Annotated in this window: 14 protein-coding genes and 2 pseudogenes; 3 read left to right on the forward strand and 13 right to left on the reverse strand. The window is 62.6% G+C overall.

The genetic code is table 11. The features are described from left to right. The first annotated feature begins 154 nt into the window (after nt 1–154). A pseudogene (locus tag IQ26_RS31400) lies at nt 155–1,430 on the forward strand (NAD(P)/FAD-dependent oxidoreductase). 299 nt (nt 1,431–1,729) lie between these two features. Here the strand turns inward: IQ26_RS31400 and IQ26_RS31405 are convergent. The 7 genes and pseudogenes from IQ26_RS31405 to IQ26_RS31435 all read right to left on the reverse strand — a co-directional run bounded on the left by IQ26_RS31405 (nt 1,730) and on the right by IQ26_RS31435 (nt 8,157). Further along, nucleotides 1,730–3,108, reverse strand: a pseudogene (locus IQ26_RS31405) (FAD-containing oxidoreductase). After that, nucleotides 3,105–3,308, reverse strand: coding sequence for a hypothetical protein (locus IQ26_RS31410; protein ID WP_145722271.1), 204 nt, complete (start codon nt 3,306–3,308; stop codon nt 3,105–3,107). The pseudogene IQ26_RS31405 and the gene IQ26_RS31410 overlap by 4 nt, the downstream one beginning before the upstream one ends. A 13-nt stretch (nt 3,309–3,321) precedes the next feature. Next, complete coding sequence (locus IQ26_RS31415) at nt 3,322–4,095, reverse strand: FAD-binding oxidoreductase (protein ID WP_145722272.1); 774 nt, start codon at nt 4,093–4,095, stop codon at nt 3,322–3,324. A 7-nt stretch (nt 4,096–4,102) separates the two neighbouring features. Next, nucleotides 4,103–4,708, reverse strand: a complete 606-nt coding sequence (locus tag IQ26_RS31420; RefSeq protein ID WP_145722273.1) for a sulfite oxidase-like oxidoreductase — start codon at nt 4,706–4,708, stop codon at nt 4,103–4,105. Next, a complete protein-coding gene (locus IQ26_RS31425) occupies nt 4,702–5,469 on the reverse strand; it encodes a hypothetical protein (RefSeq protein ID WP_145722274.1) in 768 nt (255 codons plus the stop codon). Before IQ26_RS31425 ends, IQ26_RS31420 begins: the two co-directional genes overlap by 7 nt. Nucleotides 5,470–5,482: 13 nt before the next feature. Continuing rightward, entirely contained in the window at nt 5,483–7,687 is a 2,205-nt protein-coding gene (locus IQ26_RS31430; RefSeq protein WP_145722275.1) for a xanthine dehydrogenase family protein molybdopterin-binding subunit, read from the reverse strand. Nucleotides 7,688–7,701: 14 nt separating this feature from the next. Then, complete coding sequence (locus IQ26_RS31435) at nt 7,702–8,157, reverse strand: (2Fe-2S)-binding protein (RefSeq protein WP_145722294.1); 456 nt, start codon at nt 8,155–8,157, stop codon at nt 7,702–7,704. A 435-nt stretch (nt 8,158–8,592) separates the two neighbouring features. Here IQ26_RS31435 and IQ26_RS31440 point away from each other — a divergent pair, with 435 nt between their 5' ends. Then, on the forward strand, nt 8,593–9,582 hold the full coding sequence (locus IQ26_RS31440) for an NADP-dependent oxidoreductase (RefSeq protein WP_240547324.1): 990 nt from the start codon (nt 8,593–8,595) through the stop codon (nt 9,580–9,582). Between the two features lie 130 nt (nt 9,583–9,712). Next, a complete protein-coding gene (locus IQ26_RS31445; protein WP_145722276.1) occupies nt 9,713–10,246 on the forward strand; it encodes a hypothetical protein in 534 nt (177 codons plus the stop codon). 544 nt (nt 10,247–10,790) lie between these two features. On the opposite strand, the gene dps is transcribed toward IQ26_RS31445, so the two are convergent. From dps to IQ26_RS31475, 6 genes are read right to left on the reverse strand one after another with little or no spacing between them, the layout of a single operon-like run. Then, entirely contained in the window at nt 10,791–11,279 is a 489-nt protein-coding gene (gene dps, locus IQ26_RS31450; RefSeq protein ID WP_145722277.1) for a DNA starvation/stationary phase protection protein Dps, read from the reverse strand. Nucleotides 11,280–11,336: 57 nt separating this feature from the next. Then, the gene (locus tag IQ26_RS31455; protein ID WP_145722278.1) at nt 11,337–11,993 is read right to left on the reverse strand and encodes a VOC family protein; all 657 of its coding nucleotides are present in this window, start codon (nt 11,991–11,993) and stop codon (nt 11,337–11,339) included. A gap of 39 nt (nt 11,994–12,032) precedes the next feature. Then, a complete protein-coding gene (locus tag IQ26_RS31460; protein WP_145722279.1) occupies nt 12,033–12,434 on the reverse strand; it encodes a cupin domain-containing protein in 402 nt (133 codons plus the stop codon). A gap of 37 nt (nt 12,435–12,471) precedes the next feature. Further along, nucleotides 12,472–12,924 carry a carboxymuconolactone decarboxylase family protein gene (locus IQ26_RS31465; RefSeq protein WP_145722280.1) on the reverse strand — a complete coding sequence of 151 codons (453 nt, stop codon included), beginning with the start codon at nt 12,922–12,924 and terminating at the stop codon, nt 12,472–12,474. A gap of 25 nt (nt 12,925–12,949) precedes the next feature. After that, nucleotides 12,950–13,384: a cupin domain-containing protein gene (locus tag IQ26_RS31470; protein WP_145722281.1), complete on the reverse strand. Its 435-nt coding sequence runs from the start codon at nt 13,382–13,384 to the stop codon at nt 12,950–12,952. Nucleotides 13,385–13,418: 34 nt separating this feature from the next. Continuing rightward, nucleotides 13,419–14,708: an epoxide hydrolase family protein gene (locus tag IQ26_RS31475; RefSeq protein ID WP_145722282.1), complete on the reverse strand. Its 1,290-nt coding sequence runs from the start codon at nt 14,706–14,708 to the stop codon at nt 13,419–13,421. Between the last annotated feature and the right edge of the window lie 53 nt (nt 14,709–14,761).

The following is a 14,761-nucleotide window of genomic DNA, read 5'->3' on the forward strand; positions in this document are numbered from 1 at the left end:
TATCTCACGGCCGGCAACAACGTTTTGCGTATTCGTGCAGATGCGCGACGCTGGCACAATCTCGCTCGATCATCCGGCCGGGCGCTCGTCCCGTCGGAGTTGAACGACGTTGCGGGCGCTCGACGAAACCGGGGCGATAGTGGCCGGGCAGGTCATGAGCGGTGGGCATGTCGCTCCGGCACGGAGGCCGCGCGTCGTGATCATTGGGGCCGGATTCGGCGGCATCAACGCGGCAATCGGGCTGAAGAAGGCGGACGTCGAAGTGACCGTCATCGACCGCCGCAATTACCACCTTTTTCAGCCGCTGCTCTACCAAGTCGCCACTGCTGGCCTGTCGCCCGCCCAAATCGCCATGCCGATCCGACACATACTGAGGCGCCAGAAGAATGCGACCGTGCTGATGGACAAGGTCGATGACATCGACAAGGACGCGCGTCTGGTGATCACGGGGAGCCGGCGCGTCCCCTATGACTGCCTCGTCGTCGCCACCGGCGCGCGGCATGCCTATTTCGGCCATGACGACTGGGAGGAGTTGGCGCCCGGCTTGAAGACTATCGGCGACGCAACCGAGGTCCGTGCCCGCATCCTCGCGGCCTTCGAGAAGGCGGGGGTGAACGAAGACCCCACCTCGCGCGCCAGGCTGCTGACCTTTGTGATCGTCGGCGGTGGGCCGACCGGCGTCGAGCTCGCCGGCGCGATCGCCGAGTTGGCGCGCAAGGCGATCGTCAGCGAGTTCCGCCGTATCGACTCCTCGACCGCTCGTATTGTGTTGGCCGAAGCCGGACCGCGTATGCTACCGGCATTTCCGGAAAGCCTGTCGGCGTCGGCAAAGAAGCAGCCGGAAAGGCTCGGCGTCGAGGTGCGGCTCGGCCAGGCCGTGACGCAATGCGACGAGAACGGCGTCGTGCTGGCTGATGGCCGTGCGATCGCGTCGGCCTGCGTGTTGTGGGCAGCCGGCGTGCAGGCTTCGCGCGCCGCCAAGTGGCTGAAGGCCGAACCCGACCGCTCCGGCCGCGTTATCGTCTGCGAGGATCTAAGTCTGCCGGCGCATCCTGAGGTCTTCGTCATTGGCGACACCGCCTTCGTGGTGGGCGAGGACGGCAAGCCGGTGCCGGGTATTGCGCCGGCGGCCAAGCAGATGGGTAAATATGTCGCCAAGGCTGATCAAGGGGCGGCTTGCGGGAAGACCGATCGGTCCGTTCCGCTACACCGACTATGGCAACCTCGCTACGATCGGCCGCAAGGCAGCCGTCGCCGATTTCGGCTGGATCAGGCTGAGCGGGTTCATCGCCTGGCTGCTGTGGAGCTTTGCGCACCTCTGGTTCCTGGTCGGCTTCCGCAACCGCATCGTCGTTTTCCTCGATTGGGCATGGGCCTATGTCACATTCGACCGCGGTGCACGCCTAATCACCGAACGACGCAGCACCTGATAGAGTCCCTTCCTGCGGATCGAACTCGGCCGCGACCAGTGGCGCTGCTCCTGCTGGCGGATCTGTCCACGGCTGGCTTCGGGCGGCTCACCTGGGAGCGCGGACGCAGTGCGATAAGTCAAAAGCCAAATGCATCTTCCCAGATTGCGCGGTGAGGCACAAAGGACGGTGACAGATGCACTCGCCCAAAGACCAGATAGCGCGGGACGCTGACTCAGCACAGCGCGAACATCTCCCCTCAAGCATACAGGTTAGCACGTTCGGATCGCATCGAAGCCGTTCTCGGGAGCGGTCGTCGCCTAAACCTTCGGCTCCATTGCACCGATCACAGTTGGGATGAGCTCTGAGACCGTTGGATGGATCGGCACAGCCCACTGAAATTCCCGATATGGCGTGCCGGCGTTGATGGCATCGAGTATGCCGTGGACGGCCTCGCCGCCGCCTGGCCCCAGGATCGCGGCGCCGAGGATTTTGCCCGTCTCGGCATTCGCGACGACCTTCATGAATCCAAGCGTCTCGCCCTTCTCGACAGCGCGCCCGACACGCGTCATCGGCCGCGTGCCGACGAGAGCGGACAGACCGGCTCTCCGCGCTTCCGCCTCACTCATCCCAGCGCGCCCCAGCGGCGGATCGATGTAGAGCGCATAGCCCGGCACCCGGTCGCTGACCTTGCGGGCTTCGCCGTCGAGCAGATTGGCTGCGACGATTTCGAAATCGTTGTATGCCGTGTGGGTAAAAGCACCGCGGCCGTTGCATTCGCCGAGCGCGAAGACACCTCCGACATTGGTTGAGAGACGGTCGTCGACCGTGACGAAGCCGCGAGCGTCCCGCGTGATTCCTGCCTCCTCGAGGCCGAGGTCTTCCGTGTTGGGGCGGCGCCCGACAGCGAGTAGCACGTGACTGCCGACCACGTCGCGGGGCTCGCGCGCACAGTGAAGGCCGACGCGGATTTCATCGCCGTGTGGCTCGAAGCGGATACATTCGGCGTCGAGTCTGATCGTAATACCTTCGCGTTCGAGAATGTCTTTGATCGAGGCGGAGACGTCTTCGTCCTCGCGCGAGACCAAACGGGGACCTTTCTCCACGACGGTGACGTCGGCGCCGAAACGGCGGAACATCTGGGCGAATTCGAGCCCGACATAGCTACCACCTACCACGACAAGATGGCGCGGCACCTGATCCAGCGCCACCATGTCGGTGTTGTCGAGGACCTTGACCAGTCGATGCCGGGTATATCCGGCCTCGCCGCCCGGCCGCCGACGTTGATGAATACCCTCGGCGCCGAGAGCGTTTCGCCGCCGACCTCGACCGCGTGCGGTCCGATAAACCGGGCATGGCCCCGGATAACGGTGCAGTTCTCCATACCGGTCAGCCAGTTCTCGAGGCCCGAACGGGCATCGAGCGATATTTTGGCTGCACGCGCGTGGCCCTTCTTCATGTCAACTGCGATCTCGCCTTCCAACGAGACGCCGTAGTCGTTCGCGCGCCGGGCGAGATGCGCGGCATAAGCGCTGGCGACCATCGTTTTGGTGGGCATACAGCCGGTGTTGACGCAGGTCCCGCCGAAGAATTTGCGCTCGATCAGAGCGACCTTGAGACCTGCGGCTGTCAAGCGTCCAGCCAGGGAGGGTCCCGCTTGCCCGGCTCCTATGATGATGGCGTCGAAGCTATCGTTCATGACACGCCTCCTAGGACCTGCGCAGCGCCATGATCGCAATCGCGATCTCGAACGGTGCCGCGGGCAGGCTGCGGTCGAAACCGCCGGCGAGCCTTGCGCGCCGCGCCGTCCAGCGTCCCGATGAGGGCGCCGACCGGGCCGCCGATCAGTCCGGCGACGTAGCGGGTCGGCATTAAATCGAAATTGGAAGATCCGGTCATAGCGGTCTCCTGACTAGCGCTTCAAGGCGCCGGCAAGTCGCCGGACCTCCGCTTGTACGTCGGTCGCGCCGTAGCGTTCAGTCTTGATTATGGCCGGATCTATTCCGGCCGCGATCGTTCCCTCGGCCGCTGTCTCGACGAACGGATGTGAACCGCAGATCATAACCTGGCGCACCGGCATCTTCATGGCCCCGACGATGCCAGCGATGAATTCGGTATCAATACGGCCAGCCCGGAATGGATGCGCTCCGGCCTCACGTGTCAGTGCCACCATCAGGCTGAAGCCGTCGCCTGAAGCCGCCAATTTCGAAAGCTCGTCAAAGAACAGTAGATCCTCGCGTAACCGGGCCGAAAACACCAAAACTACCGGTACCTGCGATACAATTGCTGCTCGGTGACGCAGCATCGACATGAATGGTGCCACGCCCGAGCCGCCGCCAATGAAAAGCACCGGGCCGCCGTCCTCAGGGCTCCAGTTGAAGTGTCCACCGATAGGGCCGCCTATCTCAATTTCATCTTCCACCTGCGCGACGTCATGCATGAAGGGTGAGACCTCGCCGTCATCAAACCTTTCAATCGCGAGTTCGAGCTCTTCTGCTGTGCCAAGCCCTGGCGCGGAGGCGATCGAGTAGCTGCGTTGGGCGCGATAACCGTCTGGTGCCGTCAGCCGCAGCAAAACGTGCTGACCGGGCCGGAACGAAAAGGGCTCCGGGCGACGAAAGAAGAAGCTTTTCACGCGCGGCGACAGCGTCTCGATACGTGTAATGATCGCGTTTTGCCAGTTCATGGATGTGTCAATCGTTCGTGTAGCGCTGTTCCCGCCACGGATCCCCGTAGCGGTGGTAGCCGCGCAGTTCCCAGAATCCCAGCTCGTCCTTCTGGGTGAACTGCAGCCCGTTGATCCACTTGGCCGACTTCCAGAAATAAAGATGCGGCACGAGCAGTCGCGACGGCCCGCCATGGTCGGGCGGGATCGGCTTTCCTTCATAGCGCAGCGCAACCATAGCCTTGCCGACGACGAGGTCGGCGGTCGGCACATTGGTGGTGTAGCCGTCATAGGAATGGGCGAACGTGAAGCCGGTCGGCGGCTCGATGCCGGCGTCGCCGAGGATGTCGTCCACCAGCACTCCCTCCCACGCCGTGTCGAACTTCGACCATGTGGTCACGCAATGGATGTCGCGCGTCATCCTGGTCTGCGGCAGCGCGTTGAATTCGGTCCAGTTCCAGCTCTTCACCGGCCTGATGCCGTCCTTCAGCGTGAACGACCAGTCCTCCGTTTTGATGCGTGGCGTCGGCCCGGCCGTGAGCACCGGGAAATCCGCGACGACATGCTGACCCGGCGGAAGACGCATCGACTGATCGAAATTGCCCGCCTTGCCCGCAAAGCCCCGTGTCACCATGGCGATACCCCTTTCTGGTTTTGAACGGTTGGTAAGGATGAAGAGAAGAAGTTCACGTCGCCGATGTCGATGGAGACCAACAGCATGTTCAGGATGGGGCGACGATCCGGCCCGCGCGCATAAGCACGACGCTTGGTCGGTAGACGAATACCGTCGGCCTCAGCATAGGTTGACGTTAACTGCGCGGCGGCTAAGCCGCCTGCAATGTTCACAGTGTAGTCATGGCGGCGCAGCATCAGGTCTTCACCGAAGTAGAAGTCCTGAACGAGGCAATGCGTCTCAATCGAACCAGGAAAGCAAGCGCGCAGCACTCGCCACGTCTCTTCGCCTTCCCGCCACGGCTCAGTCTCCTCGACCCGAACGCCGTCCATCGCAAGAAGGAAGGGTGTGGCTAGATAGGTCCACAGGGCCTCGCCGTTGAAATAGGCTCGATGCAGTGGGTCCCAAGGCGTATTCATCTGGTGGCCCGCAAACGAATCCCTGGGTGCGTGGCGCTCAGCAACCAGCGCGCCATCGAGCTTCTCAATGGCGATCCGCTCGGGCGTAAACATCGTGCGCTGATCGGGAGCTCCATAGGGCGATACGGACGAGCGTTCCTCATGCAACCACACGGCCATGCGGCGCGGGGCTGAATCCTGCAGCACGCCTTTGAGCGCGAACAAGCCCCCGCCGCTTACGATCGTGGCCTCGACCTTTTCGTAGCGCGTCCAGCGGTCCACCCCACCGTGTGCGTCCAGAATTCTGGCAAGCAGCTCGTTCATCCCGTATTTCCGTTCATACCGGCTGCTTCAAGGCGGAGGCCTCGACGGGCAGCTTTCGCAGGCGCTTGCCGGTGGCCGCGAAGATCGCATTGGTAACGGCGGGGCCGATGGCCGAAGTTCCGGCCTCGCCCATGCCGCCTGGCAACTCCTGGCTTTGCACGATGTGGACCTCGATATTCGGCGCCTCGTCCATGCGCAGGATTTGGTAAGTGTCGAAGTTGCCCTGCTCGACGCGGCCGTCCTTGAGCGTGATCTCGCCATAGAGCGCCGCGGTGATGCCGAATATGATCCCGCCCTGAATCTGAGCCGCGACAGTGTCGGGATTGACAGCTGTGCCACAATCGACCGCGCAGACGACGCGCCGAACGCGAACTGTGCCGTCCTTCGCTACTTCAACCTCGGCAATCTGCGCCATGTGGGTTGCAAACGCGTTCTGTAGTGAGACCCCCCGGCCGACCCGTGGCGGCAACCTCTCCCCCCAGCCGATCCTTTCGGCGGCGAGCGCGAGGACAGCCTTAGCCCGAGGCGTCTTGTCGAGCAGCGCGAGCCGGTATGCGACCGGGTCTTGCTTCACGGCCGCCGCCAGCTCGTCCATGAAGCTTTCGACCACAAAGACATTGCGCGAGGGTCCGACACTGCGCCAAAACGCGGTCGGAATGCCAGGCGGCTCCACCCGCACATACTCGACGTGCAGGTTCGGGAGGTCGTAAACGAGGTCGATGGCGCCTTCGGTCGTGTCTGGATCGAGACCATTGTTGAACGCGGGCGGCAGGTATCTCGCGATGACCGACGAGCCGGCATAGTGGTTGTTCCAGGCGACCGGCATTCCCATGCCGTCGAGGCCGGCGGACAGCCGGTGGGCGAACATCGGCCGATACATGTCGTGTTGGATGTCTTCTTCACGCGTCCACACGACCTTGACGGGGCCGTCGACGTGTTTGGCAATCTCCACAGCGCGAGCGATCCAGTCTGCCTCGAGCCTGCGGCCGAAACCGCCGCCGATCAGGTGATTGTGCACGACGACCTTGTCCAATGGCAGGCCAGCGGTTTCCGCAGCAGTCGCCTGGGCCTTTGCGAGGGCTTGCGTGCCAACCCAGATCTCGCAGCCATCCTCGCGCAGATGGACCGTGCAGTTCATCGGCTCCATAGTCGCATGCGCGAGGAACGGAAGCCGATAGGTTGCCTCGACCTTGGTGGCGGCGCCCGCCATCGCGTGGTCGACATCGCCAATGTTTTCCGCAACGGCTCCCGGCGTGAGCAACGCCTCGTCGAGTTCGGCGGCGATCGCTTCGGTGGTGAGCCTGGCGTGCGGCCCGTCGTCCCATTCAGTGACCAGTGCCTCGAGGCCCTTCTTCGCCGCGCCCATGTGGTCGGCCACCACGGCGACAGCGTCGTCGAGCCTCACAATCTGACGCACGCCATTGATAGCCTTGGCCGCCGTATCGTCGACGCTTTTCAACCGACCGCCGAAGACCGGCGACTGGGCAAGGGTCGCGACCTTCACCCCGGGCGGGCGAACGTCAATGCCGAAGACCGCCGTTCCGTTCACCTTCGCGGGCGTGTCGAGGCGCTTGGCCGGCGTGCCGATGAGGTTGAAGTCCTGCGGTCGCTTTAGCGCGACGTTTTCGGGAACAGGCATTCGTGCCGCTTCCGCGGCAAGCTCGCCGTAGCTCAAGCGCCGTCCCGTCGCCTCGTGAATCACCTCACCGCGTTCCGCGTGGCAGCTCGTCGGGTCGACATTCCAGTGTCTCGCCGCCGCGGTCACAAGCATGTTCCTCGCGACAGCACCGGCCTGGCGGAGCGGCTGCCATGCCCCGCGGATGGCATTTGAGTTGCCGGTCGCCTGAATTCCCAGCAACGGGTTCACGTAAAGCTTTTCGTTGGGCGGAGCATGTTCCAGCCGAATCTGTTGGAGCTCCACCTCCAGCTCTTCAGCGATTAGCATTGGTATCGCCGTATAGGTGCCCTGACCCATTTCGACGTAAGGCATAATCAGGACGATCTTGCCGTCACTGCCGATCCGGACAAAGGCGTTCGGCGTGAAGACATTGTCGGCGGCGGCTTCGGCTTCGCCGGTTGCGAACGGCAGGCGAAGACTCAGCACCAGACCTCCGCCCGCAGCGGCGCCGGCCCGGAGAAAGTTGCGCCGGGAGAGGGTGTTCACCGAGGGCGGTTCGCTCGGACCGGAAACTCGGGGTGCCTGTTGATCGACTATCATGGCTGACCCTCCTCTCAGGTCGCTGCGGCCTGCTTGATGGCTTCGCGAATGCGGGCATAGGTTCCGCAGCGGCAAATGTTGCCCGACATTGCGTCGTCGATTTCGGCATCGGTTGGATTGGCGTTGGTGGCGAGGAGGTCCGCAGCAGACATGATCTGGCCCGACTGGCAGTAGCCGCACTGAACGACTTCCCGATCGAGCCAGGCCTTCTGGATCCTTGCGCCCACCACCGTCGCGCCGATTGCCTCGATCGTCGTGATCTCGGAGGTTCCGACGCTGTCGATGGGCGTGACGCAGGAGCGGATGGCGACCCCGTCGACATGCACGGTGCAGGCACCGCAGAGCGCCATACCGCAGCCGAATTTCGTGCCGGTCATGCCAAGCACGTCCCGCAGCACCCACAACAAAGGAGTGTCGTCGTCGACATCCACGATATGCGCCTGGCCGTTGACTTTGATGGTGAAGATCATGGCGTCCTCTGCTGCATGGCGGCGATCGTCCGTATTGTCCACGGGTGCTGCATCCGAGTTGTCGACGCGAGCCGGTTAGTTAGTGCCCACACCTTGGAATCTCGCCTGGCCCGGCGCACAAGATCGACTGTTCTGCGACAACAAATCTATTGCACGATGGTGTCGCCGATACGTTGGTATTGTTCGCGCGCAGGAATTCCAACTTATTGATCGCGGCCGGCGAAGACACCTGGCAGACTTCGTTTGCCAATACCAAAGTATTGGTGACACCATCGCACTATCGATTCAGCGCGACTCCTCTGGCATGCTGGGCCGCATCCGGTGTCATATCAGTCAGACACGAGATACTTTGAAGGAAAACAACAGTCGCGACCTCCAACAGGCGCGAATACCTCTGCGAAAAATTGGCCGGCTCGTTCACTCAAGGAGCATGAAATGATCGCCAGCAGCACAGTTCGTGAAGCCGACTTGGATCAGTCGGATAATTCAATGATGGCTTGGCGCGTGCATCAGTTTGGAGGCCCGGACGTTATGAGGTTCGAACAAGTCTCTCGGCCCAAGCCCGGTCCCGGCGAAGTCCTCATTAAGATTGAAGCTGCAGGGGTCGGACCATGGGATGGCTGGATTAGAGCTGGCAAGAGCGTTTTGCCGCAACCGCTCCCCCTCACTTTAGGCTCGGATCTGTCCGGTGAAATCGTCGCCTTGGGGCCTGAGGTGTCTGACTTGCGTGCGGGCGAACAGGTTTATGGGGTTACGAACCCCCGTTTTGTCGGCGCCTACGCCGAATTTGCCGTGGCTTCCGCGGCGATGGTATCAAGAAAGCCAAACTCGCTAACCCACACTGAAGCTGCCTCTGTTCCTGTCATTGCCGTGACTGCCTGGCAGGGGTTGTTTGACCAAGCCCAACTAAAAGCTGGCCAGACAGTGCTCATTCATGGAGGGGCAGGGAATGTTGGAGCCTATGCGGTCCAGCTGGCCCGTCGCGCGGGTCTGCGAACTTTCGCGACGGCTGCCACGGAGGACCTACCCTTTGTGCACGAGCTCGGCGCTAGCTCGGTGATCGATTTCCAGACCCAGCGCTTTGAGGACGCGATTCGCGACGCGGACGTGGTCATCGATCTAGTCGGTGGCGAAACACAGGAGCGTTCGTTTCAGGTCCTCCGTCGAGGCGGCAAGCTGATTTCGGCAGTTTCAAGTCCAGATCAGAACCTCGCTCAGAGCCATGGTGTCGAAGCAGCCTTCTTTCTGGTCAAGGTCACAAGCCAACATCTGGCGGAGATCGCAGGCCTGATCGACGGTGGAAATCTCAAAACTCATGTCGGTGCGGTCCTACCCTTCGCGGATGCGCACGAGGCCCACCTAATGCTCGAGGGCGTACGGCCTCGGCCGAAGGGAAAGATCGTCCTCACCGTTGGGACAACCTAAGCGATCAAACCGGCAGCAGGCCGTACAGTCTGTTTGAGATGTGGATCAATTGACGATGGCCCGCGCCCAGGAACGCGTAAGCGCGTCGACGTGATATGAGCTGGGTCTCTACCGCTTGGAGGTAGTAAGCTTGATCGACTTCGAGTGGACGGTCCTGATCCCACTTTTCTCCGGCCTGATCGGCGCGTTGGTAGGCGGCGGCATCGGCTACTTTGCCCAAATCCGGACTCTCGAGGCAGATCTCGCTGTGCGACGAAAGTCTTTGGCTCAAGCGCTGGCTGCCGAAATTGAGGCGTTCCAGAGGATCGTCAACAGACGGGACATGCCCGCCCGGTGCCAAGCGGCGGCCGACGCCGCGAGGGCGGGGAACGAAAACGCCGTTCGGGAGTGGCTAAGCGAACAGGACGGGAGAATGGAAATCCTGTCGATCTACCACGCGAATTTGGGAAATATCGGCCTTCTTGGTCCTGTTTGTGTGGAGCTAGTGACTTTTGTCGGCCTAGTCCAGGCCATCTTGAGCACGATCAGGGGAGCCCACGAGGGGATTTATGACAGACTGGATGGCGGGCAGGTTGCCGATCTATTTGAAGGTGAACTAGAGTTGTGGCGTTTATCGGAGAAACTGGCCACGAAGGTAATTGCCGATTTGAGAGCTATCACCTGACCGCGCAGCGCATGGGCGGGTGCAAGACCCGAGGTTTCTCGGATCGCGCCGTCGGCGCGTGATCCAAGCCCTCAACTGGGGGGCCTTGAATATGCGACCGTGAGTGGGCTGTCATCAAGCCGATGCTAAAGGCAAGCCACGCGGGTGCTGCGGGTGAACGACCGTCGTGTCTTCCTCAACTGCATCTTCTGGGTCTTCCGACTGGGCGCCATGGAACCGTAGACGACCTGCTACACCAGCTTCGTTCGATGGGGTCGGTCAGTGTTTGGAATCGCAGCATAGCGCTCGCCGCTGGCGCATGATGCGGCTGTCCAGGTTATGATCGATTGTGCGGGTCCATCAGCAGGGCGCTCCTTTCGCGAGCGGCGAGGTCGAATGCCGGTGGAAATTTGCCGCATGGCCGGCCGCCCAGGAGCGGCGGGCGCGCGAGGCAATCTGCCGCTCCTAGATCTTGTGTGGAAAGTCGCCGAAGGGCTCGGCGACTCCTCTAGCTGATGTTTCAGCATCGGATTGTCCGACCGCTTTGCACTTTTCGGTCCAATGCTTACTCCTTCTCCTGCGTGTGCGCCTCCAGAAACCACAACAGCTTGTCGAGCGAGCGCGAGTAGGCGGTGAAAATGTCCGCGGTGCCGGCGTCGCCCGTCTCGTCGCTATCGTCGATCGCGGAGCGCGCCAGCTTCGCCGCTTGCGCATAGCGTTCGATGAGTGCCGCCAGATGGTCCTTCGTCTTGGAAATGTCGGTCGGGTATGGCTTCAACGGCGTCGCCTTCGCGATCACTTGCGACGTGCCTTCCGCAATGCCGCCAAGCTGCACCGCGCGCTCCGCGATCGTGTCGACGTGGCCGTCGATCTCCGTGCGGAACGCGTCGAGCATCTCGTGGACAGCAATGAACTGCGGACCCTTGACGTTCCAGTGGGCTTGCTTGGTGAGCAGAGCGAGATCGATCGCGTCGGCGAGCCGGGCGTTTAGAAGTGCGATTGATGCCTTCTTGGCATTGGAGTCGAGATCGTTCCTGGTGGCGATGGCGTCCATTGGGGCTCCCTCAAAAACTTGGCCTGGCTGGCAAATCGATCACGCGGTAGCCGCTGCTCACCAGGGCAGCGGCTTGCCGGCCTGTTCCGCCACCATGTACTCGGCATACCAATCCGGCCAGTTCTCGTCCCGCTGGCCGCCGTTCCGCTTCTCGTGCTCGCCGTGGGCGGCCGACGCGCGCCGCATCGCGTTCGCCAGGTCGGAGGCGGAGGTGAAGCTCGTCGTGTTCGAATCGATCCGGCCCGGGAACCGGGCGTTGATCTCCTGCAATAGCCAGGTGTTGCCGTCCGGGTCCTTGAACGTGGCGTAGGTGTGGTAACTGCGCCGCTCCGGATCCAGGCCAGGCACCGGCGGATGTCCCGGGCCGGCGACATGGAAGATTTCGCTCACATCGACACTACGGCTGACAAGCTCGGCGCGCGCCGCCTCGATATCTGAGACGACGAGAAAGAGCCCACTCGCAGTGCCTGGCGCGGCCGGTGTGACTCCCTTGCCGAAGTGGATCGAGGCGGGGGAGCCCGGAGGCGTGAACTGCACGCCCCGGAAGGTATCGCCGACGACGAAATCGGCATCGAGCCTCCATCCGAGATTGCTATAAAAGTCCTTGGCGCGTTCGACGTCCGACACGGGGATGGCGGTCACCTCGAACTTCAGGTCGACGGGTCGCGCGCTCTCGATTACAGCCTCGTTGTGCACTTGAGTCATGGTGGCCATTTGGGTCTCCTTAAGCTTGATGATGATGCGTGGGATCGTTCACTTACCTTGCACGGCAAGCGGTTTGCCTTTTTCGACGATGTAGGTGGCGAGCTCTGTCGCGTTGCCACTGCCGACGTTTTTCACAGCGTGGGGGGTTCCATACGGGATGAACAGCACCTCGCCGGCCTTGACCGTTATTTGCGGCTGGCCCTCGAGCTCGTACTCAAGCACGCCCTCGATGACATAGACGAGCTCTTCACCTGGATGGATATGCGTGGCAGCAACTGCCCCGGGAGGGAAATCGACGCGCACCTGGATGACCTCGCGTCGCGGGACGCTCAGATTGTGCTGCATGAGATTTGTGCGCTCGAGTTCTGCGAACTGCGCCTGCGCCGTCTGCTGTGCCAAAGCGCTTGCGACAATTAGCGCCGCTGCCGCGATGATCCGTGTGATTTTCATGTCATTCTCCTCGTCTCAACGGTGCTGGTCCGGGTGCTCAGGCGACGAGCGCCATGGGCATCGCACGGAAGCTGATCGCCACTCGGTTGTAAGCGTTCATAAGGCCGATCGCGATCGTCAGGTCGACCAGTTGCTTCTCGCCAAAGGCTGCGGCCGCAGCCGAGTAAGCGTCATCCGGCACGCCCCGGTCGCCGAGGCGAGTCACGACTTCCGCCCACGCGAGCGCCGCCTTTTCCCGCTCGTCGAAGATGCTGCCGGCCTCGGGCCACACGGCGACGAGGACAAGATGCTCGACAGGCAATCCGGCCTTGAGGAGGTCGCGCGAATGCGTGTCGATGCAATAGGCGCATCCGTTGATCTGCGAAACGCGCAGGAACACAAGATCGACTAGACGCGAGGAAAACCCCGACTGGCGCACGTGTGCGTAGACGACGCCGAGCGCCTTCATCCCGGCCGGCGAGGCCGCGTAGTAGTTCATCCGCTGAGACATGTTTCGTGCCCTTCGGTGCGGTGCTTCATTGCGGGTCGGGGATCACCAGCTGCTCATCGGGCCCGTCGACGACGAGCACGGCAAGCAGGCGCGCCGGCTCGCTGTCACTCGCATTCCCGCTCACCCGATGATAGGAGCCGGGCTTCTCGAACCACGCTTCACCGGCCCGGTAGATGCGGGCAGGCTCCTCACCGACCTGGCTCCGGATCGCGCCCGAGACGACATAGGCGTAGATGAACGCGGAGTGAGGGTGATGGTGCGCGGCCGAACTCGCCCTAGGTTCGTAGTCTACGACGTGGGCGACCAGGCGCTTCCCTGGCAGATGCGGAATTGGCTCGTCCGCCGCGACGGTGACGGTTTCGCCGGTAGCTGTGTCGTGCGCTTGCGCCATCTCCGACAGCAAACCGCTGCCGATGAACAATGCCGCTACGACGCGGGCCACAGATCGGGTCGTTTTCATGTAGATATCCTCTCGTCCTTGCGGGGTTGAGCGATCAGCCTGCGGACCTAAGCGACCTGAAGGCCGCACGCAGTTCGGCCGAGAAAAGCTTCGGCTCCTCCCAGGCGGCAAAGTGTCCGCCTTTGTCGACCTCGTTGAAGTACGCGAGGTCAGGATAGACCGCCTCGACCCAACTGCGCGGAGAAGCCCAGATCTCGCCGGGAAAAGTCGTGAAGCCGACTGGAACCTTGACCGCCGGAGGAGGCTGGCCGCTCGCAAGCGCTGCGGCCAGCGCTCGTGCGTCCTCCCAATACGACCGGGCCGCCGACGCCGCGGTGCCGGTCAGCCAGTACAAGGTGATGTTGTCGACGATGGTATCCCGGGTGAGATTGCCCACGGGCTTGCCGTCGACGAACGCGCGGGAGATCTTGTAGTAGCTGTCGGTGTCGTGATCGAGCATCCAGGCCGCCAGCGCGACGGGTGAATCCAGCATGGCGTAGCTGATCGTCTGCGGCCGCGTCGCCATCTCGAGGAAATAACCGAAGCCATCGTCTCTGAACTTCGCGAACGCCCCGGCTGCTGTGCGTTCCTGTTCGGATTTCTTGGGCAGTTGGTCGCCGATGGCGAGCACCGCCGGCAGCAGGTTCAAGTGGTAGCCGACCAGACCCTCGACCGCCTGGCGGCCCATTAGGTCCGTGACGAGGGCGCCCACGTCGCCGCCCTGGGCGACGTAGCGAGTATAGCCTAGGCGGTGCATCAACTCCGCCCACGCCCGCGCAGTGCGGCCGGCGTCCCAACCGAGCTCGGTTGGTTCGCCCGAGAAGCCATAACCGGGCAGGGACGGCAGCACCAGGTGGAATGCGTCCTCGGGGTTGCCACCGTGCGCGGTTGGGTCGGTCAGGGGAGCGACGGTGTCGAGGAGTTCGACAACCGAGCCGGGCCAGCCGTGTGTCATGATCAGCGGCAACGCGTTCTCATGCCGTGACCTGACGTGGATGAAGTGGATATCGACCCCGTCGATCTCGGTGATGAACTGCGGCAGCGCGTTCAGTCGTGCCTCGCATTTGCGCCAGTCGTGCTCGCTCGTCCAGTAGCGGGCGAGCGCCCGCAGCGTCGCCAGTTGCACGCCCTGCGACCGATCGTCGACGAGCTCCTGGGTGGGCCAGCGCGTCGCCGCGATGCGGCCGCGGAGGTCATCGATCGCGGCTTGCGGCACTTTCACGGTGAAGGGACGAATGGAGCGATCCGAGGCCGCAGCGGCAAGCTGCTCGGGCAACAGGCTAACGGCGCCTGCGGCAGCAAAGGTGGCAAGGACGTCCCGTCGGGTTGGCGCTGTTCCGTACATGACTTTTCTCCTTCGTCTGACGATAGTGTTACGCAGTGAGGGTGCGCTGCGGA

Origin of the sequence: Mesorhizobium tianshanense (assembly GCF_007830515.1) — a bacterium.
Taxonomy (GTDB): domain Bacteria; phylum Pseudomonadota; class Alphaproteobacteria; order Rhizobiales; family Rhizobiaceae; genus Mesorhizobium; species Mesorhizobium tianshanense.